Origin of the sequence: Mycobacterium sp. GA-1199 (assembly GCF_001500045.1) — a bacterium.
In the GTDB taxonomy this organism is placed as follows: domain Bacteria; phylum Actinomycetota; class Actinomycetes; order Mycobacteriales; family Mycobacteriaceae; genus Mycobacterium.
On record NZ_LQIX01000005.1, the window covers coordinates 47,978 to 74,139 of the forward strand.

Genomic DNA, 26,162 nt, shown 5'->3' on the forward strand with positions numbered 1-26,162 from the left:
GCGCGTCGTTGGCTGACGCGCACTCAGGGGCGGCCGGCCGCGTCGCCACGCGGTGCGTCTCCGAGCCGGAGTCGTTGCACCGAGGCAAGAATCGATGCCACGCCGATGCTCAGGAAAAGCACACCCAGCACGAGGAAAATCAGGCCGCCGTGCGCGAAGAAGGTGTAGCCGCGCACGATGCCGAGCGCGATGGCGACGACTCCGCCGAGGATCAGCCAGCGGGCCTGGCGGACGGTGGTCGGAACGAGACTGTTCATCACTGGTGGCTGCGACCCTGCGCTCACCACACCAGTCCGCGGACCATTTCGGCCGGCGGGATGTCCTCGACGGCGATGATGCCCTGCGGGGCGCGGCACACCCAGTCGATGACGTTGACGACGCGGGCCGCGGTTGAGACGCATCCGGCCTCGGTGACATCGAGTACCGGATGAGACAGCAGCGTGTTCACTTCGATGCGCGGCTCGCCTTCCACGATCACCTTGTGGACGCCGGAGTGACCCTCGGGTGGGTACTCCCAGTCCGGCGCGGCCGCCGGTGTGAGCCGGGTGGTGTGCTCGACGGTGATCAGGGGCGCGCCGCCGCGGATTCCCTCGGCGGCGAACCGCACCCCGGCGAGCCCCCCGGGTTCGACGGTCATCATCTTGCATTCGATGCGCCGGTCGGCGTACCAGGGCTCGAAACGCTGCGTGACATCGTCGAGTTCGACACCGAGGTGGTGGGCGATATTGCGCACCAGCCCACCGAACATCGTGGTGATGACCCCGGGCTGGAATGCCATCGCGAGCTCGTCGTCGGCAGTGGTGCCGAATCCCATTGCGGTACCGGTGTACTCGTAGTCATCGTAGTTGCCGTAGTCGAAGACCTCCTGCACCGTGACCGATTCGGCACGGGTCACCAGGCTCAACGCGGCCAGTACCGCGGTGTCACCGGAGTATCCCGGATCGATGCCGTTGACGTAGAGCGACGAATTGCCCGCCGCGCAAGCCTCTTCCAGCGGCACCCGCAGCCAGTCGTCGATCTGCCGAGGTGTCACCAGCCATACCATCGATGTGCCGACCACATTGATCCCGGCGGCCAGGAAGCGCGACATCTCCTCGATCGCCTCCATCGGCCGCGTCTCGCCCAAAGCGGTGTAGACAACGCAATCCGGTTTCAGCGCGATCAGCGCGTCGATGTCGTCGGTCGCGGTGACGCCGGTCGGATCGCTCAGCCCGCACAACTCGGCGGCGTCGCGGCCGATCTTGTCCGGGTTGGCGGCGTGCACCCCGACAAGCTCGAGATCGGGCCGCCCGATGAGCGCCCGCAACGAGTGCTGCCCGACGTTGCCGGTGGAAAATTGGACCACTCTGCGCATCTCGCGTCCGTTTCTATCAGTAGTCGGGTATGGGCAGTGGCAGGTTGTTCGAGTCGATTCCGCCGTCGACGTGGAAGATGGCGTTGGTCGCGTAGCAGTCCTTGGTCGATAGGTAGACACAGAGCCGACCGAGATCCTCGACGTCGCCGAGTCGATGCAGCGGCGTGAGCGAGAGCATCGTGTCCAATGCCCCCGGCATCATATCGAGGCCGGATTGCAGTCCCTCGGTGGCGAACGAGCCGAGTGCGATGGCATTGACACGGATCTTCGGCGCCAACTCCTGGGCCATCGCCCGGGTGAGCGCTTCGAGCCCACCCTTCGCGACGCAGTATGCGGTAAGCGCGCGGATACCGAAACGTGCTGATCCCGAGGAGATGTTGACGATATTGCCGTGTCCGGCCTCGATCATGTGACGAGCGGCGAGTTGACTCATGATGAACGCTGACGTGACACACCAGTCGAAGGTGTGCCGGAAGTCCTCGTCGGTGATGTCGAGAAACGACCCGAACGTCGAACCACCCACATTGTTGATGAGGATGTCGATGCGCCCGAACTCTTTCATCGCCGTGTTCACCACGCGCTCGCCGTCCGGTCGGCTCATCGCGTCGGCCACCAGGGCCAGCCCCTTGCCACCCGAATCCTCGATGCCCTTGATTGTTTCCACGATGTCTGATTCGGTACGTGCCGTGCCGACGACCGCGGCGCCCGCTTCCGCGAGCACCCTCGCGATACCCTGGCCGACTCCCTTGCCGGCTCCGGTGACGATCGCGACCTGCCCGGCGAGGTTGAACTGTTCCAGCGCCATCGCAGACTCCTTCCGAAATTGACTGCAGTCAATCACACGTGTCAATACCCGACCGGTATTGCTATCGTCGGGTCATGGCCGTGGTGGACAAACCCTCAGCGCGCGAGGCAAAACGCCTGCAAACCCGCGAGCGACTGATGGGAGCCGCCATCGCCGAGTTCAAGCGGTCGGGGATGGCCGAGGCCGACGTGGGAGCGATCGTGGCCGCCGCCGGGGTCGCGCACGGCACCTTCTTCTTCCACTTTCCCACCAAACAGCACGTACTGCTCGAGTTGGAGCGCAGGGAAGAAGAGCGCATCGCCAAGCAGCTCGGTCGGTATGCCGATTCCGCTCGCAGCCTGTCCGCTGTGCTCCAGGAGGCCGTTCGACTGGTGCTGGGACTCGAGCGCCGTCTGGGCGCGATGCTGTTCAAAGATTTTTTGGCGCTGCACTTTTCCCAGACGCGACCCACTGACGAGAGCGATGAGCACCCGGTCATCGTCAGGGTCGCTCAGGAGATCGAACGTGCGCAGAAAGCGGGTCGGGTCGCGCCTGACGTCAGCCCGATGAACAGCGCGGTGTTCTTCCTACTCGGTCTCTATGCGCTGTTGACCACCACGCATGAGTGGCCGACGCAGGGCTCGATGCTCGACGACTATGTGGCAAGGACGTTGCGCGGCATCGAAGCCCGATAATAGTTGACTAAAGTCAGCCACACTGCAAAGCTCATGCGCTGAGCGATGCAGGAGGTGGCCCTTGACCATGCCCGCGAATGCTGCGATCACAAGCGGCCTCGACGAGCACATGAAGCGGTCGCGCCAGGTGCAACGACAGGCCGACAAATGGCTGATCGCGGGCAGCATTCTCATCGGCACGGCCGCGCTCGGCGTGTTCGGCCTGCCGCTCTTCTTGCGCGGTGTGTGGATTCTGCGTAACGCGGCACGGGAGGGTCTGACCGTTCGGCCGATGTTGGTGACGCTGCTCGGCTATTGCGTCATCGTCGACGCCGCGATCAACGTCTTCGGATGGGCGCTGGATCTGGTGGCCCACCACACGTTGTTGGCTCGAGTCCTGTTGAACGGCTGGGGCGCGATGTTCGACGCCGGGTATTTCTGGCACTACAACGAACTCTGGCTCGGCGGTGCGGCGGGTCCCGGCGAAAAGGCGCTCGAGGTCGGTCTCATCCTCACCGTCTTCTGCATGCGGATCGCCGCGGCGATCGGCTTCCTGCAGATGAAGCGGTGGGGGCACCAGTGGATGATCATCACCTGCTGGATGGGTGTGGTGATCTGGTGCGTGTACGTGTTCAACATGACCATGTACGCCGACGTGCGTTATGCCGGGGTGATACTGCCGGTGGTCGGCTGGTGGATCTACGACATCTTCTACATCACGCCATTCCTGGCCATTCCCTACCTGCACTCGGTCAACCGGGAGATTTTCTCCGATTGACGTCTCGACTGACTTCACTCATTGACTTGGGTCAGTAAGTACGTTACAAATAGCGAATCATGACGGCACAGGCGAACGTGTCGACGCGTGAGGCGCGGCGGCTGCAGACGCGGGAGCGTATCCTCGCCGCGGCGATCACCGAGTTCACGCGTGCGGGTATGGCCGGGGCGGACGTCAACTCGATCGCGAGGGCCGCAGAGGTCGCACACGGGACGTTCTTCTTCCATTTCCCGAGCAAGGAACATGTGCTCCTGGAGTTGGAGCGCCGCGAGGAGTCCCGAATCGCGGACGAGTTCGCCGATTTCCTGCAGCAGCGTCATGATCTGGCCGCCACCCTGACCGAGCTGGTGGATCTGGTCACCGGCCTGGAGCAGCGGTTCGGCCCCAAACTGTTCAAAGAGGTGCTGGCGCTGCACTTCTCACCTACCCGTCCACACAAGGACGAATGGACCGACCACCCGGTCATCGTCTTGCTCGTCCGCGAGCTGGAGCGGGCGCGCGGCGATGGTGAGGTGCATCTAGAGGTCGACGCGTTCTACAGCGCAACCTTCTTCCTGCTCGGCATCTACGGGGTGCTCACCACCACGGACAACCCCGGTACGCGCGACACGATGCTCACCAAGCTCGTGGCGACCGCCGTTCATGGGCTGGAGGTGCGATGACCCGATCGCACAAACGACGACACGACAGAGGAGTGCACAGTGTGGGCCTGGATCTGGGAGATATTGCGATACGTCGGCGCCTGGGGGGGAGCGGCCCTCGTCATCTGGTTCTGGTACTGGATGTTCTCGAGTCTGGGCACGTTCTAGGGCCACGATGACCGACCTGTCCGACGCGCACGCGATGGCGATCGAACGCAGCTGCGCCGTGACCGCCGTCGCGCTGAGCGACAAACGTCGCGAGGGTGTGCGCCTGGTGACCGGTGAGCACCGCCAGTTCAGCCTGAGCGGATCGTTGGACTACGTGCAGGTGCCGTACCCGTCACTGGGCCGCGACACCTCGCGCAGAACACTGACCTGCGGTGTGGCTCTTCAATGTTCGCCGTCCAAGGATCGGGTCGTCGAGTTCCGGATCAACGAATTGTCCGCACGCGAGCTTCGGGCACTGACGCTCGTCGAGACCGGCGTCGCGCTCGGGTGGGTCGGCGCCAACTGGCCGGGGCTGCTGGCAGAGATGCGGCGCCTGTTGCCGAATGTTGAAGCGCTGCCGCAGGACACCACCGTCGAGTCCATGCTCAACCGCGCAATCTCGTTGGCGCGCACGAGCGATCCATTGTCGGTGCCGTCAGTTGCCGGCAGGTTGCCGTCGGCTTACACGGTGCCGCAGAGCCTGTCCGACAAGATGCGCCGCACCTTCGGCCGGATGCCGTGGACCACGACGCAGAAACGCCTGCCGCGCCCGTACTCCGTTCCTGTCGGCGGCGACGGCGGTGTGCGCAACCCGAACCTGCCCCCGCCGAGCCGGCCGCAGGACAACGATATGGACGTCACTCCCGAGCACCGGCCCGGCATTCCGTATCCAGAGTGGAACGCATGGACCAAGAGCTTCATGCGAGACCATGTGGCGGTCCTGGAACGCCCGCATCCCAGTCGGGACCGCCAGCCGGGCGCGGCGTCGGCGGACCTGCGGAAGTGGTTCACCGAGCACACCCATCGCGCGATGACGAACCGCCTCGAGGACGGTTCCGATCTGGACGTCGAACAGTACGTGCGCCACTACATCGACCTGACCACCGGTGAGGCCATCGAACCGCGCATCTTCCGCGAGCTTCTGCCGAGCAGCCGCGACGTCACGACCGCGCTTCTGCTGGACGGCAGTTCGTCGCTCGGCGTGCACGGGGGCCGGGTCTTCAAGCTGGAGCTCGCATGTGCTGACGCGCTGTCGCGGGCGATGACGCATGCGCGGGAGCGTCATGGCATCTTCATGTTCACCGGCAACACCCGCCACCGTGTCGAGGTGAACTGCCTCAAGGACTTCGAGGACCGGCGGTTCGTGCCGCCGAGCCGGCTCGGACTGTCCGCCGGCGGCTACACCAGGCTCGGCGCACCCCTGAGGCACCTCACGAGCCGGTTGCTCGCGCAGCCCTCCGAGCGGCGACTGCTCATCGTCATAGGAGATGGCCTGATCTCCGACGAGGGCTACGAAGGCCGCTACGCATGGGCCGACGCCGCCCACGCGGTCGAAGAAGCCGCCGAAGCCGGAGTGTCCATCTACTACGTCGGCGTCGGGCCCACCCGGGTGGACCCGCTGCCAGAGGTCTTCGGACCGCGGCGATCCCAACGCATACGACGGGTCGAGGACCTCCCGCGTGTCCTTGCACACGTGCACCGCGAACTGGTCGCCGCATGAACCACCACCACCCGAAGGAGCTGCATCCATCGTGACAACCGACACCTACTACTCGAATGGCAACGAGGTTCAGCTGTTCGAGCAGGCGTACCACCAGCGGCTGCCGGTGATGCTGACCGGTCCGACCGGGTGCGGTAAGACGCGCTTGGTCGAACACATGGGGGCGCTGCTGCGCAGGCCCGTCGTCACGATCAGCTGCCATGACGACCTGACCAGCTCGGACCTCGTCGGCCGGTTCATGGTGACCGGAGGCGACGTCGTGTGGACCGACGGGCCGCTCACCCGGGGCGTGAAGGCCGGCGCGATCTGCTATCTCGACGAGGTGGTCGAGGCCCGCCACGACTCGTTGGCCATCCTGCACTCTCTGACCGATCACCGCCGGGCCCTCTACCTCGACCGCGCCGGCGAAGTGGTCCGAGCGCCCGACACCTTCATGCTGGTGTGCTCCTACAACCCGGCCTACCGCAGTTCGCTCAAAGAGCTCAAACCCTCGTTCCGCCAGCGCTTTGTCACGCTTCCGATGACCTACCTTCCGCCGGATCGTGAGGCCGAGGTGATCGTCGCGGAGGCGGGCATCGAGTTGGCGACCGCTCGACGGCTGGTCGCCTGCGCCACCGCGATCCGCACCGCCGATGAGGCGTTCCACTTCGAGCCGCCGTCGACGCGTGTCCTCGTCACCGCCGCGCAGTTGGTCGCCGCCGGCGCGACGGAATTGGATGCCGCCGAAGCGTGCATCCTTGCGCCGCTCTCCAGTGACGGCGCGGTCACCGACGGCTTACGTGAAGTGGCAGTGGCCAGCCTGACCACGGCTGACAACCCGAATTCCACACGCTAGGAAGGAGTCCGCGTGGACCCGAAGGAGAAGCAGCGCAAGAAGGCGCTCATCATCCTGCAGATCGTCATCTACGGCTATCTGCTGGCGATGTTCTTGATCCAGCTCTATATGTCCTTCGACCGTGGATGGTGGTCGCTGTGACCACCACGGCCACAGTCAGTCTCGAGGACCACCACGAAGAATCCCGGCTCGCGCAACGCCGGGCCGACAAGTGGATGATCATCGGTGCCGCACTGATGGGCATGTGGGCGCCCGGCCTCATCGGCTTCCCGATCTTCATGCGCGGAGTCTGGCTGCAACGCCAGGCCGCGCGCGCGGGACTGTCGGTGCGGCCGATGATCGTCACCCTGATCGGCTATCTGGTGTTGATCGACGGCATGCTCAACAGCCTGGGCTGGGCGCTGGATCTGGTGGCCAACCACACGCTGATCAACCGCGTGCTGATGATCGGCTGGGGCCACATGTTCGACGCCGCGTACTTCTGGCACTACAACGAGCCCTGGGTCGGCGGATCCGCGGTGCCCGGCGAGAAGGCGTATGTCGCGGGCCTGATCCTCACCGTCTTCGCCATGCGGTGTGCGGCGGCGATCGGATTCCTGCAGATGAAGCGGTGGGGGCACCAGTGGATGATCATCACCTGCTGGATGGGCGTGGTGATCTGGTGTGCCTACGTGTTCAACATGACGATGTACGCCGACGCGCGCTACGCGGGCGTGCTGTTCCCCGTCATCGGCTGGTGGATCTACGACATCTTCTACATCACCCCGTTCCTCGCGATCCCGTACCTGCACACGGTCAATCGCGAAATCTTCTCCGACTGAACGCCAGGAGCACACCATGACGCCTACCCCGTCCTCGTCCACCGACGAAAAAGACCCCGCAGAAGATCTGCCCCCGGGTACCACGCCCTACTACGCGCGCATGCACAAGTACATCAAGCGCGCGGTGCTCGTCTGCCTCATCGCCCTTGTCATCGAGGGAGCGTTCACACTGCCGTTCATGGCGGTGTGGTACGGCTACCCGACCCTGAGCCTGACCGAGATCTGCAGCGGTTTGCTCAAGGTCCGCTATTCCGACGACACACTCGAGTGCAAGGTCCCATACCCGATGCTCGGGCCGCCGGAAGGCGCCGAAGGCAAGGACACCGCGCGCGACGAGTGGGGCATCCAACCGGTTCCCAAGTACGACCGGATCGGATTCCGCGAACTGGTGCGCATTCACGAGGAGAGCGAAGCCCGCAAAGCGGCCCAACAGCAGCAGGATTCGGCCCCGTGAGTCGAAGGTCGCCGGAGCAGCACGCGGAGAACTGGGATCTGCGCCACGAGGACTTCAACGATGAGGAGTTCCTCTACGACGTGTACGCCGTGATGCGCCGAAACGCGCCCTTCGCCCACACCGATTCGCCGTTCCTGAGCGCGACGCCCGGCGGCGCATGGGTCGCGGTGCGCTACGAGCAGTGCTACAAGATCCTGCAGGATTGGCAGCACTTCTCCAGCAATCCGACACCGGAGGCCTCCGAGCACCTCGCGGGCGATCTGGTCATCACGTTGGATCCCCCGCGGCAGCAGAAGTTCCGCAAGGTGCTCAACCCGTACTTCTCGCCGGCTCGGATGAAGGCGCTTCGACCTCAGATACGTGAGGAGACGGACCGGCTGATCGACGGCTTCATCGAGCAAGGCGCAGGAGATCTGGCCGAGGTGGCTTGGCGGCAGCCCGGCATCGTGTTCTTCAAGTACCTACTCGGCATGCCGATCGACGATGTTCCGCTGTGCATCGAGCTGACCGACACCGCGCTCAACGGGGCGACCGAAAACTCACGCATGGCCGCATGGGGCGGGCTCTACCAACACATTCACGACGCGGTCGCAGCGCGCACCACCGAGCCCGAGCACGATGACATGATCGACGTGCTGCTGTCGGCCGAGATCGACGGTGAGAAGCTGCCGTTCGACGATGTCGTCTCCAACGCGATGTTGCTGGTGCAAGCCGGCCTCGAGACCACCGCCAATGCAATGTCATTCGCCTTCCATTACCTGGCCACTCACCCGGTGGAACGTGACCAGTTGGCCGGGGACCGCGAGATGCTGCCCCGCGCCGTCGAGGAGTTCATCCGGTTCGGGGGATCGATACATGGAATTCCCCGTACGGTCGCGAAAGAGATTGAGCTGGGAGGGCATACGTTCCACCCCGGCCAGTCGGTCATCGTCAACTACGCCTCAGCTAACCGGGACGAGCGTGAGTTCCGTGACGCCGGCCGGTGCATCCTCGACCGTCGCGAGAACCGCCATCTCGGATTCGGTGCGGGTGTCCATCGATGCCTCGGCTCGAATCTCGCGCGCTTGGAGTTGCAGGTCGGTATCGAGCAGGTGCTGGCGCGGATGCCGGATCTCGCCATCGACCCGGATGCTTCGCCACACTTTCACGGAAGTTCGGTCACGCGCGGGTTTCGTTCGGTGCCCGTGGTCTTCAGCCCCGCCGAACGGTCCGCGGCATGACGTATCGCATCGTTCAGTGGACCACCGGCAACGTCGGCAAGCGATCCGTCCGCGCTGTCGCACTCAACCCGCACCTGGAGCTGGTCGGGTGCTACGCGTGGTCGAAGGACAAGGTCGGCCGCGATGTGGGGGAGCTGTGCGGCATCGACGCGCTCGGCGTGTCCGCGACCGACGACATCGATGCACTGCTGGCGCTGGAGCCGGATTGCGTTGTCTACAACCCGATGTTCGCCGATGTCGACGACATGGTGCGAATACTGAGCGCCGGCATCAACATCGTCTCCACGTCCGAGTTCATCACCGGACACTTCTTCGGCGATGACCGCGACCGCATCGTCGGGGCCTGTCGGGAGGGCGGCTCAACCATCTTCGGCAGCGGCATCAACCCGGGGTTCATCCAACTGTTCGCCGTCGTCTCGGCCGGGCTGTCGGAACGTGTGGACAAGGTGTCGGTCGTGGAGGCCATCGACACCACCATCTACAACTCGCCCGCCACCGAAAAGCCCATGGGCTTCGGGTATCCCATCGACCTGCCGGAACTGAAGTCGATCACCGAAAAGGGCTCGGCGATCTTCCGCGATGGAGTTCTTCTCGTGGCCGACGCGCTCGGCGTCGAACTCGACGAGGTCCGGTGCGACGTCGCCTACGCCCAGACCACCGAAGACCTACACCTGCCCGGGGACTGGCTGATCGCGAAAGGCTGTGTCGCCGGGGTGGACGTCGCCTGGAAAGGCGTCATCGGCGACAAGGAGGTCGTCGAGATCCGCGGTCGGTGGCGCAAGGGGCAGACCCTGGAACCGGATTGGGAACTCGACATGGGCTACACCGTGGAGGTTCAGGGCACGCCGACGATCAAGACCACCCTGAGCTTCCTTCCACCCGAGGGATTCGTCGGCGAGACGTTGGACGACTACATCATGCTGGGCCTGTCGATTGTCGCGATGCCGGCGATCACCGCGATACCCGCCGTCGTGGCCGCACCTCCCGGCATCGCCACGTACAACGATCTGCCGCTTCTGCTTCCGAGGGGAGTGCTCAATGTCTGACAAGAGGTACCGGGTCATTCAGTGGATGACGGGCGACGTCGGTCAAGTCGGGGTGCGACATTTCACGCAGTGCCCGATATTCGACCTCGTCGGCGTCTTGGTGCACAGCAAGGACAAGGTCGGCAAGGACGCCGGTGAGATCGCAGGCATCGGACCGACCGGAGTGGCCACGACCGACGATGTGGAGGCGATGGTCGCACTCGACGCCGACTGCGTGTTCTACACGCCGATCATCATGGACGTCGACACCGTGTGCCGGCTCCTGCGCTCGGGCAAAAATGTCGTCACCACCAGTGGCTTCTTCCATCCGACCGTACGGTTTCGCGAGGGCGGCGACAAGATCCGGGCGGCATGTCAGGACGGTGGCACATCGTTCCACGCCGGTGGCATCCATCCCGGTTACGCGGGCGACATACTTCCGCTCACGCTTGCCCGCGTCGCCAGCAGGGTCGACAGGATCGAGGTATGGGAAGTCGTCAATGTGCTGACCGATGCCCCCATGGACCACATCGACTGGATGGGGTTCGGCAAGGACAAGGGCCAGTTCCTCTCGGAACCAACGATTCTGGGCCTGGGTGTGCCGTTCTTCGCGCAGTCGATGCACATGGTTGCCGACGGCCTCGGGGTGACCATCGACGACGTGACCGCCGCGGACGTGAAGGCCGCCGTCGCCACCGAGGACATCCCGCACGACGAAGGCGCGATCCCGCGGGGAACGGTTGCTGCACAACACCACGAGTGGACCGCCTGGGTCGACGGCAACCCGTTGATCGTGTACCACGCCATCTACCTGACCGCCGGCCCCGATCAACTCGACCCCGCGTGGGATTGGGGAAGGACCCGCTATCGCATCGCCATCGAGGGCGACCCGCCCACCGAACTCACGATGCACGGATTGGTGGCAGCGGACGGGACCATGACACACCCGGGCTACACGTGGACCGCGATGGGTGCCATCAACGCCATTCCCGACGTCTGCGACGGCCCGCCCGGCTGGCTGACCCACCTGGACCTCGGCCTTGTCCGCCCGCGTGGACTGGTCCGGAAATGACGTCCGAACCACTGCAGTTGCACCACGTCGTGTTCGCGGTGGCACCGGAACGGCGGGTCGCGATGGCGTCGCTGTTCACCGACCTCGGCTTCGCATTCGAAGAAGCCGAACTGACCGAACTCGGCGTGCGCGTCCACCTGGATTGGAACCGGGGGATCGAGCTGATCAGCCCGGTTCCCGGCTCGACGGCCTCGGTGGCGAACTACGTCAACGACTTCCTCGAGCGTCGGGGGGACGGGGTCTACACGGTGGTGCTGCGGGTCCCCGACGCCTCGGCGGCGGAATCGGTCGCGCAGCGCTACGGCTCGACCACCCGCTTCCGCCAGGGCTTCTCCGGAGAGGGTTCGTATCTCGACGAGATCGACCTGTCGGTCCTGGGCCTTCCGCTGACGTTTCTGGCCACCAACGTGTCATGAGCGAGGGTTCGGGGCTGACGCAGGTCCTCTACGAGGACCTGCCGATGGCGCGGGACCGCGGTGCAGGCTGGGCCAAGCTGCGCGAGCTCGGCCCGCTGCTCTACGGCGAGGGCTGGTATTACTTCACCCGCCGCGACGATGTGCTTGCCGCACTGCGCGATCCGGAAACGTTCTCGTCGAGAACCGACTACGACGACATGATCAGCCCGGTGCCCCTGGTGCCGCTGGGGTTCGATCCTCCCGAACACACCCGCTACCGCCGGCTCCTGCATCCGTACTTCAGCCCCCAGACGCTGAGCGCGCTGCTGCCGTCGCTGCAGGCGCAGGTGATCGACATCATCGACGAGATCGCCGGCCGTTCCGAGTGTGAAGTGATGGCCGATCTCGCGATCCCGTATCCCTCGCAGGTCTTCCTCACCCTGTTCGGCCTTCCGCTCGACGACCGCGAACGGCTGATCGCATGGAAGGACGCAATCATCGCGGTCAGCCTGGCGACCGATCCCAACAGCGTGGACCTGACCCCGGCAGCCGAACTCTTCGGCTATCTCGCCGAAGCCGTTCAGGCACAGCGGGAGTCGCCACAGGCGGGCATACTGTCCGACGTGCTCCACGGCGAGGATGCGCTGTCCGACGCCGAAGCCACGGGGATGTCGCTGGTGTTCGTCCTCGCGGGCCTGGACACCGTCACCGCCTCGATCGGCGCCGCGATGCTGGAGCTGGCCCGTCGCCCGGATCTGCGCAGGCACCTGCGCGAGAGCCCCGACCACGTCGGCGCGTTCGTCGAGGAGGTGATCCGGTTGGAGCCCGCGGCGCCGGTGCTCGGGCGCGTGACCACCCGGCCGGTGACCGTCGCGGGCGTCACCTTGCCGGCCGGATCACAGGTTCGACTCTGTGTCGGCGCGATCAACCGTGACGGAAGCGATCTCCACTCCGGCGACGACCTGGTGATGGACGGCAAGTTGCACAAGCACTGGGGCTTCGGCGGCGGTCCGCACCGATGCCTGGGGGCCCACCTGGCCCGCATGGAGCTGAGGCTGGTCGTAACCGAATGGCTCACGCGCATATCGGATTTCGACCTGATCGAGGGCTACGTCCCGGAGATTACGTGGCCCTCGGCGACCTGCTCGCTGCGAGAGCTCCCCCTGAGGATCCGCGCGGGGACGACGCCATGACCCTCGGAGCGGCCAAACCCAGCGTCTTCGACGCCGGACTGCCGACGCTGACCTACGACATCACAGCGACCCCCCAGGAGATCTACCCTCAGTTTCGCGCGGCGCAGCAGGAAGCGCCGATCGCGCTCGGCCCGATCGGCCCGGAGGTGCTGTCCTACGAACTGGCCAGGACCGTTCTGCGTGACCCGCGCTTCGGAATCCCGCAGGGCATACACCTGTCCGCACATGGGATCACCTCAGGGGAGTTGTGGGACAGGGTGACCCGCAGCATCCTGAACATGGACGGCGAGGAGCACCGCCGGTTGCGCGGGTTGGTGTCGAAGGCATTCACGCCACGCGGGACGGCGCGCATGGACCCCACCATCCACACCGTGGTCAACGAACTGATCGACCGAGTCGGCGCACGCGGCCGGTGCGAATTCGTCAACGACATCGCCAGGCCGTACCCGATCCCGGTCATCTGCGCGCTTTTGGGCGCGCCCCGCCGGGATTGGCAGCGGTTCTCCCGGTGGGCCGAGGACATCTTCAAGATCGTCAGCTTCGACTGCGATCTGGCCGAGGAAGAGCCGGTGGTCCTCAAGGCGTGGGACGAATTCGACGCCTACATCGACGAGATGATCACCCATCGGCGCGAGGACCTCACCGAAGATCTGCTCTCCGAGCTGATCCGCACCGAAGACGACGGCGACCGACTCAACGCGGGGGAGCTTCGCATGCTGGCGTTCAGCATCCTGATCGTGGGCACCGACACCACCCGAAGCCAACTGGCGGCGTCCATGCAGGTGTTGTGCGAGCATCCCGAGCAATGGGAGTTGCTGCGCGACCAGCCCGGACTCGCGATGAGCGCCGTCGAAGAGACGATGCGACATTCGCCGTCGATGTGCAGCACCGTGCGCAGCGCCATCGGTGACGTCACCATCGGGGAATACACGTTTCCCGCAGGCACATTCATCATCGTGAACACCTACGCGGCCAACCGCGATCCGGCCATCTACGATGATCCGACCCGTTTCGACATCACCCGTGCCGATCCGCCACCGATCCTCACCTTCGGCGGCGGCGCACACTACTGCCTGGGTGCCAACCTCGCCCGACGCGAGCTCTGCGAGGCCCTGGTCATCATCGCGCGACGCATGCCGAACCCGCGCGTCACCGGGCCGGCGCCGTGGAAGCCGCTGCTGGGCATGAGCGGACCGACGAGCCTGCCGATAGAGTTCGGCTGATGCGTTACCAGATCGACCCCGACGTGCTGCACGGCGTCGCTGCCCAGCTCGTCGGACTGCCCACCGGCGAACTGACCACCCGCGCCGTCGAATTGCTCGCCGAGGCGTACCCCGACCTCATCGATGCGGAACCCGGACGGTGGGTGGCGAGCAAAGCAGGCGGAATCCTGGGCAAGGTCCGGTTCGTGTACTTCAGTCCGCGCGAGTACATCGTGATCTTCGGTTCGCCGACGGGCACGCAGGGCTTCTCCGGACGCTACAAGCGGGTGCAGATTCACAAGTTTCTGATGGCCGGACGTATCGACTCCTACGACCTGGAATCCGACGACAGCGCCGCGATGATGTTGCTCCCCGGTGAACGCACATGCCTGGACAAGGGTCAGGCGCGGGGCCTGACGATCCATCCCGGTTCGTGGCACATCGAATACGGACGCGGCGCGGTGGCGACCACCCTGCCGTTCGCGATGGTCGACACGCTGCTGGTGTCACTCGAATGGGAGTCGGTCCGCCGCTCGACGGTCGAGTTCGCGCGGCTGGTCCGCCGCCGGCCGCGTCCACGTACCCGGTAGGAAACACGCCGATATCGCCGAGATCACCGAGACGGCAACCAGATAGGCCACGATCGAGTTGCTGGTCCGCGTCGCCGCGTAGAGCGCGGTGGCGATGGTCGGGGCGAACGCCGAGCCCACCACTTGGGACAGCGTGTAGCCGATCGAGACCCCGCTGTAGCGGACGTCGGGATCGAACGCCAGACTGAACAACGAGCCGGTCACGCCGGCGGCCGGCGCCATCGCGAACCCGAACACCAGCAGAAGCGCGACACCGAAGAGCAGCGCGCTGCCGGTGTTGATCAGGGCGAAGGCCGGGCCGATCGACATGCCCATCAGGATCACCCCGGCCAGGAAGACGGGGTTGCGGCCCAGACGGTCGGAGAGCGCACCGAACATCGGGTAGCTGGCGACCGCTACCACTGCCGCCACGGCCACCCCGAAAAGCGCTTGCGTACGGCCGATCCCGGCAACCGTCGTACCGTACGACACCAGATACGCCACGCAGATGTACGCGAACACCCCCTGGGACAAGTACGCGCCGGCGACCAGCAGGATCTGCTTCCAGTGCCTGCGAAACGCGTCGGCGATCGGCATGCGCACCACTTGTTCGCGCTGCCGCAGCGCCGCAAAGTCCGGGCTCTCCGATATCGACAGCCGGATCACCAGGCCGATGACGATGAGTAGGGCGCTGGCGACGAACGGGAGGCGCCATCCCCACGCCAGGAACTGGTCGTCGGGCAGGCGTGACACCGCCCAGAACGCCAGCGTCGCGCACGCTGTCCCGGCGGGCGCGCCCATCTGCGGGAAGGCCCCGTAGAGCCCCTTGCGCCGGTTCGAAGCGTGCTCGACGGCCATCAGCGTCGCACCGCCCCACTCGCCTCCGACCGCGAAACCCTGCGCCAGCCGCAACACGGTCAACAGGATCGGGGCCGCGAGACCGATCTGGGCATAGGTCGGCAGAAGGCCCATCAGCACCGTCGCGATCCCCATCACGAGCAGCGAGTAGACGAGCATCTTCTTGCGCCCCACCCGGTCCCCGAAGTGACCGAACACCACGCCGCCGAGAGGGCGGGCGACGAACCCGACGCCAAAGGTCGCGAACGACAACAGCAATCCCGTCGCAGGGGACACGGCCGGAAAGAACAGCTCCGGGAAGACCAGCGCGGCTGCGGTGCCGTAGATGAGGAAGTCGTAGAACTCGACCGTTGTTCCGATGAAGCTGGCCAGCCCCACGCGCATCGGCGAGACCGGCGACGACGCCGTCGACATCCTTTGATTGTGTGCCATGCCCGATTTCGGTGCATCCGGTTGCGGTGACCGCAACGAAATACCCCGCAATCGCCGCGCCCGCGTGTGCGCTATGTGTGCACCGTGGCCCGTAGCGGCCGCCGTGCGGTTTCACGCATGGTCAAGAGCGTCGCAAGGGTGACGACGGCGGCGGCGATCACGTAATAGGCGGGTGCGATTTCATTGCCGGTGCGGTCGACGAGCCATGTCGCCACATACGGCGCAGTTCCGCCGAATATGGCGACCGACATGTTGTAGCCGATGGAGTAGCCGCTGGAGCGGACCCTGGTCGCGAACAACTCTGCGCCGGCGGCCAGTGACGCCGACACGAACACCGACTCCAGCGCCGCCAGGGCGGCGTGGGCGGTGACGGCGGCGGCCAGCGAGCCCGAATTCAGCAGCAGGAACAGCGGATAGGCGAAGAGCACGAAGCCTATGGCACCGGAATACAGCAGGGGCTTGCGCCCGATCCGGTCGGACAGCGCGCCCAATGGCGGGATCAGGATGATGGCCACCAAGCTGGCGACGGCAATCGAGACGAACGCGTCGACCTTGGTGAACTCGAGCGTCTCGGTGAAATATGTTGGCAAGTAGGTGAACACGATGTAGAAGCCGACGTTGTGGATCACCACCAGACCGGCGATCTGCAGGATGGGCCGCCACGAGGTGCGCAGCGCCTCGCGCAGCGGCGATGTTGCTACCTCGCCCTGCTCGCGCAGGTTCTCGAACTCCGGCGTGTCTTTCAACCGCAGCCGAATGTAGAGACCGACGACACCGAGCGCACCGGCGATCAGGAAGGGGATCCGCCAGCCGTAGGAGTTCATCGCCGGTTCGGACAGGAGGGTTTCGAGACCGGTGACCGTCAGCGCACCGAAAAGGAAACCGACGACCACCGACCACACCAGAAACGACACGATGAAGCCGCGGTGCCTGTCGGTGGCGTATTCGGCGAGGAAGCACGCTCCGCTGCCGTACTCACCGCCGGCCGAGAAGCCCTGCAGGCACCGCAGAAACAGCAACAGCAGCGGTGCGGCCACGCCGATGGCGGCGTAGCTGGGGACCAGCCCGATGGCCAGAGTCGAAGCCGACATCAGCAGAATCACCAGTGCGAGAACGCGCTGACGTCCGATCCGGTCGCCGAGCGGGCCGAAGAAGAACCCGCCCAACGGCCGCATGAAGAACGCGGCGGCGAAGACGGCGAATGTGTTGAGCAGCGCGGCGGTCTCGTCACCCGGCGGGAAGAACTTCTCGGCGATATAGGTCGCCAACAACCCATAGATGGCGAAGTCGAACCACTCCACGGCGTTGCCGATCGACGCGCCGACAACGGCTTTCCGAATGGCCTGCGAGTCCGCGGTGCGCGCAACCATGCCGCTGTATTCCCCGACGGTCCGCGTCCCTAACCAGGCTCGGCGGCCGGTGTCCACATCTGGGTGGGGGCGGATCGGCCGCGCAGGGTTTCCGATCCCTGTGCCTCCCAGCGCCGTCGTTCCGCCGTGCCGGCACGTTCGAGCGCGCGGCCCGAGCACAGCGCTCGCGCGGGAAACTCCTTGGCGCGGTCGGCCAGTCGGGCCGCCTCGTTGACCGCGTCCCCGACAACGGTGTATTCGTACCGGTTCTCCGCGCCGATGTTGCCCGCGAACACGGGTCCGGCCGAGACCCCGATGCCGAAGTCGAGTGGCAGGCGCTGCAGGTCGGTGACCAGATCGCGTGCGGTCGTCAGCGCCGCCGACGCTGGGTCGTCGACGCGCAGGGGAGCGCCGAAGACGGCGAGCGCCGCATCGCCTTGGAACTTGTTGATCAAGCCGTGCCGCTTATCCACGGCCGCGACGACGATACGGAAGAACTCGTTGAGCAGTTCGGCGACCTCGGCGGGCTCGTGGGTGGCCGCCAACGGGGTGGACCCGACCAGATCGATGAACAGCACCGCAACATCACGTTCGTCGCCGGACAACGACTCGTTCTCCTCGATGGCTCGCCGGACCACGTCCTCGCCGACGTGGCGGCCGAACAGGTCGCGCAGCCTGTCACGTTCACGCAGCCCGGCCACCATACGGTTGAAACCGCGTTGCAGACGGCCGATCTCGGACCACTCGTAGACCTCGACGGACCGGTCGATTTGCCCGCGCTCGACGTCGGCCATCGCCTGGACGACTTCCTGAACGGGGTCGGAAATCGACATGGAGGTCAGGATCAGTGAACGCAGACCGAGCACGACCGCGACCAACGCGAGCACGATCAGCGCCAACTCGATGGCCGCGGTCTCCTCGAGAAGCCATCCGTTGTTCCGCATGATCAGCAGTGCGGCGATGGCGACTCCCGGCAGTGCGGTGCACACGGTCCACATCAGCAGCAGCCGTGCCCGGACTCCGGGCGCCGTCAACGTCGGCGTGCTGGAATCGGTTGCCACGCTGGCCAATACGGGTCGCAACGTCCGCAGGGTGAACAGGAAGCCGGTGCACACCGTGGCGATCGTTCCGAAGAGCATGGCCGATCCGATCACCGCCAGCACCTCGGACCCGGCGTCCAGGTTCAGCGGTACCAGGACCGCGGCGGTGAGCACCCACGGCGCCACCGTGGCCGCGGCCTGGCGGCGCATCATTGTCAACGTCGACCGCCGTTCGGCGGCGGTGGGCTCGCGCCCCGCGCGCAGATACTGCAGCGCCGGGAGCAGGATGTAGGCGGCACTGAACCCGACCGTGGCGGTACCGACCGCGAGCAGCGTCGCGGTGGTGATCACATTTTCGGGCGTGACCACGTCGCGACCGCCCAGCAGTCCGACGATCGCGATGACCTCGACGGCAGTCAGCAGATAGGCCGACGCAAGCCCGGCCACATACCGGGTGAGCAGGCGGCGTGGCCTCACCCAGTGGAAGGTATCAGTCGCTCGCGGGCAGCGGCTTGGCTTCCTTGAGAGACAGCGGCGTGGTGCCCACGCTCAGCGTTCCGGCACCGGCCTTCGTCACCAGCACCTCGGCGCCGTTGTCGTCGACATAACGCTTACCCATCGCGTTGCCGTCAGAGAATTCGGGGTCGATCTGAACGTCGGTACTCTTCTCGGCATCCAGGGGCACCATCGGAACGCCGCCCGCGCGCAGATCGTCGAGGCTGTCCGAGCTGCGCACGACGATCACCTGGGTGTCGCACACCTGGCTCTGCAGTCGCGTGCCGTTCTTGATCATGCTGGGCTCCTTGCTATCTGGTGGCTGTCAACTCGGCGATCAGTTCTCGACGCAGCACCTTGCCGGTCGCATTGGTCGGCAACTCGTCGCGGAACACGACGCGGTCGGGGGTTCGCGATCCGCGCAACTGGCGCCGCACATACTCGCGCAGCTCCTCGGGGTCCGGATTCGCGGGGCCGTCCGGACTGTCGGCCGGGACCACCACCGCGACGATGATCTGACCCCATTGCGGATCCTCGGGCCCCACCACGGCGCAGTCGCGCACCGCCGGATGTTCGACGAGCACGTCCTCGATCTCGGCGGGTGCGATGTTCTCACCGCCGCGGATGATCGTGTCGTCGGAACGCCCGCCGATGAAGAGATAACCGTCTTCGTCGAGCATCGCGATGTCTTTGGTGGGGAACCATCCGTCACCGTCGAGCACCGAGCCGATCTCCGTGTAGCGGCCCGATACCTGCTCGCCGCGGACGAACAGTTCCCCGGTCTCGCCGGGGCCGAGCACCTCGCCGTCGGCGTTGCGGATCTGTACTTCGATCCCTGGCACCGGCTGGCCGACCGAGCCCAGCCTGCGCAGGATGGCTTCGTCGGACGAGGCGAGCGCCTCGCGGTGGTCGTCGGGCCCGAGCACCGCGATGGTCGAGCTGGTCTCGGTCAACCCGTAGGCGTTGACGAAGCCGACCTCCGGCAACAGTGAGAGCGCCTTGCGCACCAACGGAAGTGGCACCTTGGAGCCGCCGTACGCCAGGTTGCGCAGGGTGGGCAGGACCACGTTCTCCGTTTCCAGGGCGGTCACGATGCGGTCCAACATCGTCGGCACGACCGTCGCCGACGTCACGCCCTCGTCGCGCACCAGCCGGATCCATTCCCTGGCGTCGAACTGCGGCAGGTACACCATCTTTCGCCCGGCGTAGAGATTGGACAACGCGGCGCTGACACCGGCGATGTGATACGGCGGGACGCAGATCAACGCGGCGTCGCCGGGCTCCGCGGAATCGAACTCGACCGTGCCGGTGATGTAGCTGGTGAGGTTGCTGTGCGTCAGCTCAACGGCTTTCGGGCGCGATGTGGTACCGGAGGTGAACAGCACGACCCCGACGTCTTCGGGATCAGGGAACTCCGCGGCCGGATCGCTGGTTCGCGCGGCGTCGAGGAACTCGTCGGAACCGATGACCTGCTTGCCCGCGCCGGCGACCATATCGAGGTATTCGGCGTCGGCGACGACGAGCGGTTGGGGGAGGCGATCGATGAGCTCACGAAGGCCGTCGGCGCTGAGCCGGTAGTTCAGCGGCGTCACCGGCACCCCGGCGCGAGCCGAGGAGAACAGCAGAAGGGGCAGCATCGCGCCACCCATGCCGACATAGGCGACGTGGGAAGCACCGGACTCGGCGATGACGCCTGCCCCGCCGTCCGCCAGGGCGCTCAACTCACCTGTGGTCAGCCGCAATCCACCCGACACCACGGCGGTGCGGTCCGGATCGCTCGAGGCCATCTCGAGCAGCAGTGAGATGCTCATGACTTGTCGACGAAGATATCAAGGATGGGGTCGTCCCCACCGCCGTAGCGCGACAGGTCTGTCACGCCGGACTCGGCGAGCAGTTCGGAGTCGATGAAGCATCTGCCGTTCACATCGGCCGCGGGCCGCGACAGGATCAACGCGGCCGCGTCACCCATGATCTGCGGGTCGCGCGACCGGTCCAGCATCTCCTGGAATCCGGGAGCGTTGGCGACTGCAGACGTCGCGATGTAGGTCTCGGGCCACAGGCAGCTGAATCCGATGCCGGTTTCCGCGTATTCGGCGGCCCACCCCAGCGAGAGCAGAGTCATTCCGTACTTCGACAGGGTGTAGGAGGGGTGAGCGCCCAACCAGTGCGGGTTCATGTTCAGTGGCGGCGCCAGCGTGATCACGTGCGCGCCTGCCGGCTCCGCTCCCTGGGCGCGTGCCGCGGACTTGCGCAGGTACGGCAGCGCCGCCTTGGTGAGCAGGAACGTGCCGCGCACGTTGATGTCCATCATCAGGTCGAACTTCTTGGCCGGCAATTGCTCCGTGGGCTCGGTGGCGATGGCGCTGGCGTTGTTGACGACGACGTCCACCCCGCCGAAATGCTCGACGGCCGCATCGACCGCACGTTGCACGTCCTCTTCTTTTCGGACGTCGCCGACCACGGCCACGCCCTTGCCGCCGGCGGCCTCTACCTCGGCGACTGCGGTGTGCACTGTGCCCGGCAGCTTCGGATGCGGTTCGGCCGTCTTGGCCAGTAGCACGACGTTGGCGCCCCGCCTGGCCGCAGCGAGGCCGATCGCGAGACCGATGCCGCGACTGCCGCCGGAGACGACGAGCGTGCGGTCAGTGAAGGCGGACATGGACCTCCTTTGGCTGCGACCTGCGTCGCCCCACGATGCTAGCGGACCTCGAATACAGCCGGTATTGGCGTTCTCATTTTACGCAAGTGCCATATTCGCTGTGTACCGGCTCTTCGCAGGCTTTGGACGGTGGGGGACGCCCCTTCTCCGGTGCACGTTTCCGGCCTGCGGTATTGGCATTCTCATTTTTTGCAAGTACGTTATCCGTGATGAGCGAGCCAGTACAGACCCCGTCGGGGATCCCGCTCGAGCCGGTGTATGGGCCGACGGACCGGGCGACGGAACCGCCTCCGCCGGGCACCTATCCGTTCACGCGCGGGAACTTCGCCACGGGATACCGCGGGAAGACGTGGACGTTCCGCCAGTACTCGGGGTTCGGGACGGCCGAGGAGTCCAATCGGCGTTACCGCTACCTACTCGACCAGGGCGGAACCGGGCTGTCGGTGGCGCTGGATCTGCCCACGCAATGCGGCTACGACTCCGATGACCCCGAGTACGGCGAAGAGGTCGGCCGGGTCGGCGTCGCGGTCGACACGCTCGCCGACGCGGAGATCCTCTTCGACGGCATCCCGCTGGACAAGATCAGCACCAGCTTCACGATCAACGGCACCGCCGCCATCCTGCTGGCGTTCTACGTCGCCGCCGCAGAGAAGAAGGGGGTGCCGCGGGCCAAGCTCACCGGCACCATCCAGAACGACATCCTCAAGGAGTACGCATCGCGCGGCACGTGGATCTGGCCGCCCGAACCGTCGCTGCGGCTGATAGCCGACACCATCGAGTTCTGCGCGGCCGAGGTGCCCAAGTTCAACGCGATCTCGGTTGCCGGTGCGCACTTCCGCGACGCGGGCGCCAACGCGGTGCAGGAGATGGCGTTCACCCTCGCCGACGGCGTCACCTACTGCGACACCGTCGTCGAACGCGGGCGCATGACGATCGACCAGTTCGCACCGCAGATCTCGTTCTTCTTCTACACCCACGGTGACTTCTTCGAGGAGATCGCCAAGTACCGCGCCGGACGGCGGCGCTGGGCCACGATCGTGCGCGAGCGCTACGGGGCCTCGTCGGACAAGGCGTCGATGTTCCGATTCGGCTGTGTGGCCGGTGGCGCATCGCTGTTCGCGCCGCAGGCCCAGAACAACCTCGTCCGCGTCGCCTATGAGGCGATGGCCGCGGTGCTCGGTGGCGTGCAGTCGATGTTCACCGCGGCGTGGGACGAACCGTTCGCACTGCCCAGCGAGGAATCGGCGACCCTGGCGTTGCGTACGCAGCAGATCCTCGCCTACGAGACCGGCGTGACCAAGGTCGCCGACCCGCTCGGCGGGTCGTACTTCGTCGAGGCGCTCACCGACGCGACGGAGGCGAAGATCATCGAGATCATGCACGATCTCGAAACCCACGGCGGGATGGTGCGCGCCATCGAGGACGGATACCTGCAGGGGCTGATCGCCGACGAGGCGTTCAAGATCCATCAGGAGATCGAATCGGGCGAGCGACCGGTGGTCGGGGTCAACAAGTTCGTCTCCGACGAGCCGCCGCCCGAGATCGCGACCTACGAACTCGATGCCGAGGGCCGCGATCTGCAACTCAAGCGGCTCGCGAAGGTCAAGGCCGAGCGCGACGCCACCGCGGTCTCCGCATCACTGGCGGCGCTGGCACGCGCGGCCGAAGGTGACGACAACCTGATGCACAAGCTGGTCGATTGCGCCAACGCCTACTGCACTGTGGGAGAGATGGTTTCGACGTTGAAGTCGGTGTGGGGCGAGTTCCAGCAGCCGGTGGTGTTCTGATGGCGGACTCTTCTACGGCCGGCCCGGTGCGGGTCCTGGTCGCCAAACCCGGCCTCGACGGTCACGATCGCGGCGCCAAGATCGTCGCGCGGACGCTGCGCGACGCGGGCTTCGAGGTGATCTACACCGGAATCCGGCAGCGCATCGAAGACATCGTGTCGATCGCCCTGCAGGAAGACGTCGCGCTGGTTGGGCTTTCGATCCTCTCCGGCGCGCACGTGGCTCTCACCACGCGCACGGTCGAGGCGCTGCGCGCGGCCGACGCCGGCGACATCGCGGTCGTCGTCGGTGGCACCATCCCACAGGGTGATGTGCCCAAGCTCCTGTCCGCGGGCGCGGCTGCGGTGTTCCCCACGGGCACTTCGCTGGACACTCTCGTCGACGAGGTCCGCAAGCTGACATTGAGCGAGCAATGACTCGCTCGCCGCTGAACTCTCGGAGGAAGAACTGACATGCGCCTTGGCGTGATGATCGGGGCCGAACGCGGCGACATGGCGCGCAAGGTCAACAAGCTGGTCTCCGATATCGAGTGGGCCGAATCTGCGGGAATGGATACCGCATGGATGCCGCAGGTGCCCAACGACTTCGACTGTCTGACCATGGTTGCGTTGATGGCCGCGCACACCTCGAAGATCGAGCTCGGCACCGCGGTGGTGCCACTGCAGGCGCAGCACCCGATCGCGCTCGCGCGTCAGGCGCTGTCGGTGCATGCGGTGGCGGGCGGGCGGCTCGCGCTCGGGGTGGGACCGTCGCACCACTGGATCGTGCGCGACATGCTCGGCATCCCCTATGAGAAGCCGGCCGCGTACACCCGCGACTATCTCGAGGTGCTCAACGCCGCACTCGCCGGCCCCGGTGACGTCGACGTCGAAAACGACACCTTCACGGTGCACAACCCGACGGTCCTCGGCGCCGAGAACCCGCTGCCGGTCCTGGTGGCCGCGCTGGGTCCGGTGATGCTGCAGATCGCCGGGGAGCGCGCCGACGGCACCGTGCTGTGGATGGCCGACGAGAAGGCCATCGGCGAGCACATCGCCCCCAAGATCAACAAGGCTGCCGCCGAGGCAGGCAGGTCCGCTCCCCGCATCGTCGCGGGGATACCGGTGTGCCTGTGCGCGAATTCGGAGATCGAAGCCGCCAAGGACCGGGCGAACCGCATCCTCGCCGAAGCCGAGACGTCACCGAACTACCAGCGACTGCTGGACCGTGGCGACGCCCGCGATGTCGGCGATCTCTGCGCGGCCGGCGACGAGGAAGCGATCCTGGCACGCTTCAAGCGATTCGCCGATGCGGGGGTCACGGACCTGTCGGTCCGGCTGCTGCCGATCGGCGACAACCGCGACGAACTGATCGCGTCGAAGTACCGGACGCGCGAGGTGATCGCGGAATTAGCCAAGCAGGTGCGGTGAGCGGCCCGCCGCTGGGTTCAATGAGCGGCCCGCCGCTGGCCGGCATCCGCATCATCGAAGTCGGAGTCATGCTGGCCGGGCCCTACGCCACCATGCTGCTGGCGGACCTCGGCGCGGAGGTCATCAAGGTCGAGCCGCCGGGCGGCGAGATCTCACGGCAGGTCGGTGACAGCTATTTCGCCAGCCTGAACCGCAACAAGAAGAGCGTCGTCCTCGACCTGCGCTCGGAGGACGGCCGACGGCGGCTCGGCGAACTCGTCGCGGATTCCCATGCGCTGCTGGTGAATATGAAGCCGTCAGCGATCAAGAAACTCGGACTGACATACGACTCGCTCAAGCGGTTCAACGAACGCATCGTCTGTGTGGCGCTGACGGGATTCGGGCTCGAGGGCGGCGACGATCCGGCGTTCGACTACGTCATCCAGGCGGCGACCGGCGTCGCGGCCATGACGGGACATCCGGACGAACCGCCGACCTTGCCGGGATACTCCTCGGCCGACAACTCGACCGGGCTGGCCGCGGCGCTGGGGCTGCTGGCGCAGATCGTGTCGGGCCGTGGTGGTCAGGTCGACGTGTCCCTGCGGGATGTGATGTTCTCGCAGCTGAACTACCGCGCATCGGCGTACCTGAACGACGGTGCGGCGCCGTTGCGTTATCCGTTCGGGGCACACTCGTATTACGTTCCGGCGCAACTGTTCGCGACGGCGGACGGCTATCTGGCGCTGTTCATCACCCATGATGGGTTCTGGCGCGCGTTCTCGGACGAAGCAGGTATCGAAGGCTTTCCCACGATGGCCGAACGGTCAGACAAGCGCGACGAGGTGCTGGCGGTCGTGGCCGCGGCGTTGGCCACCGATACCGCCGCGAGTTGGGAGTCCCGGTTGCGTCCCTTGGGTATTCCGGTCGCCGCGGTGCGCACATTGCCCGAGGCGTTGGAGCAGACGCCCGAGGTGATCGTGCAGGCGGGTGATTTCCGGTTGGTGCGCAGTCCGATTCAGATCGTGGGCTATGAACCGGAGTACCGGCCGGCACCCCGCGTCGACGAGCACGGCGACCTTGCGGTTCAGTCGTCGTAGGTCACGCAGATCGTGTCGGTGTCCGGGATCGCTTGGCAGGTGAGGATGTATCCCTCGTCGACCTCGTCCTCGTCGAGAGCGTCGTTGACCCGCATGGTGGCGCTCCCCTCGGTGAGCTTGCCCATGCAGGTGCCGCAGTTGCCGGCTTCGCACGAGAATGGCGGTGACAAGCCGGCCCGCCGGGCGCTCTCCAACAGCGTCTCGTCGGCGACGCGGGTGACCGACACCTTCTTGCGGTCGAGCACGATCGTCACCTGTCCGCCCTGTGCCGGCTGGTCAGGTATCGGATCGGCCGTCATCAACAACTCTCCTGGCACATCGGTTCTAACTGG

The 26,162-nt window shown here is 65.8% G+C and carries 29 protein-coding genes; 19 read left to right on the plus strand and 10 right to left on the minus strand.

What is annotated here, in order from left to right; translation table 11 throughout:
* Positions 1-23: 23 nt before the first annotated feature.
* From AU198_RS05325 to AU198_RS05335, 3 genes are read right to left on the minus strand one after another with little or no spacing between them, the layout of a single operon-like run.
* Positions 24-257 (minus strand): hypothetical protein, encoded by a 234-nt coding sequence (locus tag AU198_RS05325; protein WP_064346470.1) that lies wholly within the window; start codon positions 255-257, stop codon positions 24-26.
* Positions 258-280: 23 nt separating this feature from the next.
* Complete coding sequence (locus tag AU198_RS05330) at positions 281-1,354, minus strand: NAD(P)H-dependent amine dehydrogenase family protein (RefSeq protein ID WP_064346471.1); 1,074 nt, start codon at positions 1,352-1,354, stop codon at positions 281-283.
* Between the two features lie 16 nt (positions 1,355-1,370).
* Entirely contained in the window at positions 1,371-2,159 is a 789-nt protein-coding gene (locus AU198_RS05335; RefSeq protein WP_064346472.1) for an SDR family NAD(P)-dependent oxidoreductase, read from the minus strand.
* A gap of 74 nt (positions 2,160-2,233) precedes the next feature.
* Between AU198_RS05335 and AU198_RS05340 the strand changes: the two genes are divergently transcribed.
* From AU198_RS05340 to AU198_RS05405, 15 genes are all read left to right on the plus strand, one after another.
* On the plus strand, positions 2,234-2,833 hold the full coding sequence (locus AU198_RS05340) for a TetR family transcriptional regulator (protein WP_064346473.1): 600 nt from the start codon (positions 2,234-2,236) through the stop codon (positions 2,831-2,833).
* 67 nt (positions 2,834-2,900) lie between these two features.
* A complete protein-coding gene (locus AU198_RS05345; RefSeq protein WP_064346474.1) occupies positions 2,901-3,590 on the plus strand; it encodes a hypothetical protein in 690 nt (229 codons plus the stop codon).
* A gap of 59 nt (positions 3,591-3,649) precedes the next feature.
* Entirely contained in the window at positions 3,650-4,252 is a 603-nt protein-coding gene (locus tag AU198_RS05350) for a TetR family transcriptional regulator (protein ID WP_064346475.1), read from the plus strand.
* Positions 4,253-4,406: 154 nt separating this feature from the next.
* On the plus strand, positions 4,407-5,939 hold the full coding sequence (locus tag AU198_RS05355) for a nitric oxide reductase activation protein NorD (RefSeq protein ID WP_064346476.1): 1,533 nt from the start codon (positions 4,407-4,409) through the stop codon (positions 5,937-5,939).
* A gap of 31 nt (positions 5,940-5,970) precedes the next feature.
* A complete protein-coding gene (locus tag AU198_RS05360) occupies positions 5,971-6,774 on the plus strand; it encodes a CbbQ/NirQ/NorQ/GpvN family protein (protein WP_064346477.1) in 804 nt (267 codons plus the stop codon).
* 12 nt (positions 6,775-6,786) lie between these two features.
* Positions 6,787-6,915, plus strand: coding sequence for a hypothetical protein (locus AU198_RS26785; RefSeq protein WP_255361544.1), 129 nt, complete (start codon positions 6,787-6,789; stop codon positions 6,913-6,915).
* The gene (locus AU198_RS05365; RefSeq protein ID WP_418769950.1) at positions 6,912-7,595 is read left to right on the plus strand and encodes a hypothetical protein; all 684 of its coding nucleotides are present in this window, start codon (positions 6,912-6,914) and stop codon (positions 7,593-7,595) included. Before AU198_RS26785 ends, AU198_RS05365 begins: the two co-directional genes overlap by 4 nt.
* A gap of 16 nt (positions 7,596-7,611) precedes the next feature.
* Positions 7,612-8,049 (plus strand): hypothetical protein, encoded by a 438-nt coding sequence (locus tag AU198_RS05370; protein WP_064346479.1) that lies wholly within the window; start codon positions 7,612-7,614, stop codon positions 8,047-8,049.
* Complete coding sequence (locus tag AU198_RS05375) at positions 8,046-9,269, plus strand: cytochrome P450 (RefSeq protein ID WP_064346480.1); 1,224 nt, start codon at positions 8,046-8,048, stop codon at positions 9,267-9,269. Before AU198_RS05370 ends, AU198_RS05375 begins: the two co-directional genes overlap by 4 nt.
* On the plus strand, positions 9,266-10,315 hold the full coding sequence (locus tag AU198_RS05380) for an NAD(P)H-dependent amine dehydrogenase family protein (RefSeq protein WP_064346481.1): 1,050 nt from the start codon (positions 9,266-9,268) through the stop codon (positions 10,313-10,315). The genes AU198_RS05375 and AU198_RS05380 overlap by 4 nt, the downstream gene beginning before the upstream one ends.
* On the plus strand, positions 10,308-11,366 hold the full coding sequence (locus tag AU198_RS05385; RefSeq protein ID WP_064346482.1) for an NAD(P)H-dependent amine dehydrogenase family protein: 1,059 nt from the start codon (positions 10,308-10,310) through the stop codon (positions 11,364-11,366). The genes AU198_RS05380 and AU198_RS05385 overlap by 8 nt, the downstream gene beginning before the upstream one ends.
* Positions 11,363-11,782 carry a VOC family protein gene (locus AU198_RS05390; protein ID WP_064346483.1) on the plus strand — a complete coding sequence of 140 codons (420 nt, stop codon included), beginning with the start codon at positions 11,363-11,365 and terminating at the stop codon, positions 11,780-11,782. The genes AU198_RS05385 and AU198_RS05390 overlap by 4 nt, the downstream gene beginning before the upstream one ends.
* Complete coding sequence (locus AU198_RS05395; RefSeq protein WP_064346484.1) at positions 11,779-12,954, plus strand: cytochrome P450; 1,176 nt, start codon at positions 11,779-11,781, stop codon at positions 12,952-12,954. Before AU198_RS05390 ends, AU198_RS05395 begins: the two co-directional genes overlap by 4 nt.
* On the plus strand, positions 12,951-14,177 hold the full coding sequence (locus AU198_RS05400) for a cytochrome P450 (protein ID WP_064346547.1): 1,227 nt from the start codon (positions 12,951-12,953) through the stop codon (positions 14,175-14,177). Before AU198_RS05395 ends, AU198_RS05400 begins: the two co-directional genes overlap by 4 nt.
* Complete coding sequence (locus tag AU198_RS05405; protein WP_064346485.1) at positions 14,177-14,746, plus strand: isomerase; 570 nt, start codon at positions 14,177-14,179, stop codon at positions 14,744-14,746. The genes AU198_RS05400 and AU198_RS05405 overlap by 1 nt, the downstream gene beginning before the upstream one ends.
* Here AU198_RS05405 and AU198_RS05410 read toward each other — a convergent pair.
* The 6 genes from AU198_RS05410 to AU198_RS05435 form a co-directional block, all read right to left on the minus strand.
* Positions 14,663-15,967, minus strand: coding sequence for an MFS transporter (locus tag AU198_RS05410; RefSeq protein WP_064346548.1), 1,305 nt, complete (start codon positions 15,965-15,967; stop codon positions 14,663-14,665). The two genes, AU198_RS05405 and AU198_RS05410, sit on opposite strands and share 84 nt — an antisense overlap.
* A gap of 119 nt (positions 15,968-16,086) precedes the next feature.
* A complete protein-coding gene (locus AU198_RS05415) occupies positions 16,087-17,385 on the minus strand; it encodes an MFS transporter (protein ID WP_064346549.1) in 1,299 nt (432 codons plus the stop codon).
* Between the two features lie 29 nt (positions 17,386-17,414).
* Positions 17,415-18,881 (minus strand): adenylate/guanylate cyclase domain-containing protein, encoded by a 1,467-nt coding sequence (locus AU198_RS05420; RefSeq protein WP_064346486.1) that lies wholly within the window; start codon positions 18,879-18,881, stop codon positions 17,415-17,417.
* Between the two features lie 13 nt (positions 18,882-18,894).
* Complete coding sequence (locus tag AU198_RS05425; protein ID WP_064346487.1) at positions 18,895-19,197, minus strand: hypothetical protein; 303 nt, start codon at positions 19,195-19,197, stop codon at positions 18,895-18,897.
* Between the two features lie 13 nt (positions 19,198-19,210).
* Positions 19,211-20,710, minus strand: a complete 1,500-nt coding sequence (locus AU198_RS05430) for a class I adenylate-forming enzyme family protein (protein ID WP_064346488.1) — start codon at positions 20,708-20,710, stop codon at positions 19,211-19,213.
* Positions 20,707-21,558, minus strand: coding sequence for an SDR family oxidoreductase (locus AU198_RS05435; protein WP_064346489.1), 852 nt, complete (start codon positions 21,556-21,558; stop codon positions 20,707-20,709). Before AU198_RS05435 ends, AU198_RS05430 begins: the two co-directional genes overlap by 4 nt.
* A 209-nt stretch (positions 21,559-21,767) precedes the next feature.
* Between AU198_RS05435 and AU198_RS05440 the strand changes: the two genes are divergently transcribed.
* Genes AU198_RS05440 through AU198_RS05455 form a run of 4 tightly spaced genes read left to right on the plus strand, consistent with a single transcriptional unit; the run spans position 21,768 to position 25,830 of the window.
* A complete protein-coding gene (locus AU198_RS05440; RefSeq protein WP_064346490.1) occupies positions 21,768-23,345 on the plus strand; it encodes a methylmalonyl-CoA mutase family protein in 1,578 nt (525 codons plus the stop codon).
* The gene (locus AU198_RS05445) at positions 23,345-23,761 is read left to right on the plus strand and encodes a cobalamin B12-binding domain-containing protein (RefSeq protein WP_064346491.1); all 417 of its coding nucleotides are present in this window, start codon (positions 23,345-23,347) and stop codon (positions 23,759-23,761) included. Before AU198_RS05440 ends, AU198_RS05445 begins: the two co-directional genes overlap by 1 nt.
* Before the next feature lie 36 nt (positions 23,762-23,797).
* Complete coding sequence (locus AU198_RS05450) at positions 23,798-24,754, plus strand: LLM class F420-dependent oxidoreductase (RefSeq protein ID WP_064346492.1); 957 nt, start codon at positions 23,798-23,800, stop codon at positions 24,752-24,754.
* A 20-nt stretch (positions 24,755-24,774) separates the two neighbouring features.
* Complete coding sequence (locus tag AU198_RS05455) at positions 24,775-25,830, plus strand: CaiB/BaiF CoA transferase family protein (protein ID WP_064346493.1); 1,056 nt, start codon at positions 24,775-24,777, stop codon at positions 25,828-25,830.
* Here AU198_RS05455 and AU198_RS05460 read toward each other — a convergent pair.
* Positions 25,818-26,129 (minus strand): 2Fe-2S iron-sulfur cluster-binding protein, encoded by a 312-nt coding sequence (locus AU198_RS05460; protein ID WP_064346494.1) that lies wholly within the window; start codon positions 26,127-26,129, stop codon positions 25,818-25,820. The two genes, AU198_RS05455 and AU198_RS05460, sit on opposite strands and share 13 nt — an antisense overlap.
* Positions 26,130-26,162 lie beyond the last annotated feature (33 nt).

Coding starts and splice junctions, on each gene's coding strand:
- AU198_RS05325 (WP_064346470.1), bottom strand. CDS start 257: ATGAACAGTCTCGTTCCGACCACCGTCCGCCAGGCCCGCTGGCTGATC.
- AU198_RS05330 (WP_064346471.1), bottom strand. CDS start 1,354: ATGCGCAGAGTGGTCCAATTTTCCACCGGCAACGTCGGGCAGCACTCG.
- AU198_RS05335 (WP_064346472.1), bottom strand. CDS start 2,159: ATGGCGCTGGAACAGTTCAACCTCGCCGGGCAGGTCGCGATCGTCACC.
- AU198_RS05340 (WP_064346473.1), top strand. CDS start 2,234: ATGGCCGTGGTGGACAAACCCTCAGCGCGCGAGGCAAAACGCCTGCAA.
- AU198_RS05345 (WP_064346474.1), top strand. CDS start 2,901: ATGCCCGCGAATGCTGCGATCACAAGCGGCCTCGACGAGCACATGAAG.
- AU198_RS05350 (WP_064346475.1), top strand. CDS start 3,650: ATGACGGCACAGGCGAACGTGTCGACGCGTGAGGCGCGGCGGCTGCAG.
- AU198_RS05355 (WP_064346476.1), top strand. CDS start 4,407: ATGACCGACCTGTCCGACGCGCACGCGATGGCGATCGAACGCAGCTGC.
- AU198_RS05370 (WP_064346479.1), top strand. CDS start 7,612: ATGACGCCTACCCCGTCCTCGTCCACCGACGAAAAAGACCCCGCAGAA.
- AU198_RS05380 (WP_064346481.1), top strand. CDS start 9,266: ATGACGTATCGCATCGTTCAGTGGACCACCGGCAACGTCGGCAAGCGA.
- AU198_RS05385 (WP_064346482.1), top strand. CDS start 10,308: ATGTCTGACAAGAGGTACCGGGTCATTCAGTGGATGACGGGCGACGTC.
- AU198_RS05390 (WP_064346483.1), top strand. CDS start 11,363: ATGACGTCCGAACCACTGCAGTTGCACCACGTCGTGTTCGCGGTGGCA.
- AU198_RS05395 (WP_064346484.1), top strand. CDS start 11,779: ATGAGCGAGGGTTCGGGGCTGACGCAGGTCCTCTACGAGGACCTGCCG.
- AU198_RS05400 (WP_064346547.1), top strand. CDS start 12,951: ATGACCCTCGGAGCGGCCAAACCCAGCGTCTTCGACGCCGGACTGCCG.
- AU198_RS05405 (WP_064346485.1), top strand. CDS start 14,177: ATGCGTTACCAGATCGACCCCGACGTGCTGCACGGCGTCGCTGCCCAG.
- AU198_RS05410 (WP_064346548.1), bottom strand. CDS start 15,967: ATGCGCGTGGGGCTGGCCAGCTTCATCGGAACAACGGTCGAGTTCTAC.
- AU198_RS05415 (WP_064346549.1), bottom strand. CDS start 17,385: ATGGTTGCGCGCACCGCGGACTCGCAGGCCATTCGGAAAGCCGTTGTC.
- AU198_RS05425 (WP_064346487.1), bottom strand. CDS start 19,197: ATGATCAAGAACGGCACGCGACTGCAGAGCCAGGTGTGCGACACCCAG.
- AU198_RS05430 (WP_064346488.1), bottom strand. CDS start 20,710: ATGAGCATCTCACTGCTGCTCGAGATGGCCTCGAGCGATCCGGACCGC.
- AU198_RS05435 (WP_064346489.1), bottom strand. CDS start 21,558: ATGTCCGCCTTCACTGACCGCACGCTCGTCGTCTCCGGCGGCAGTCGC.
- AU198_RS05440 (WP_064346490.1), top strand. CDS start 21,768: ATGAGCGAGCCAGTACAGACCCCGTCGGGGATCCCGCTCGAGCCGGTG.
- AU198_RS05445 (WP_064346491.1), top strand. CDS start 23,345: ATGGCGGACTCTTCTACGGCCGGCCCGGTGCGGGTCCTGGTCGCCAAA.
- AU198_RS05450 (WP_064346492.1), top strand. CDS start 23,798: ATGCGCCTTGGCGTGATGATCGGGGCCGAACGCGGCGACATGGCGCGC.
- AU198_RS05455 (WP_064346493.1), top strand. CDS start 24,775: ATGAGCGGCCCGCCGCTGGCCGGCATCCGCATCATCGAAGTCGGAGTC.
- AU198_RS05460 (WP_064346494.1), bottom strand. CDS start 26,129: ATGACGGCCGATCCGATACCTGACCAGCCGGCACAGGGCGGACAGGTG.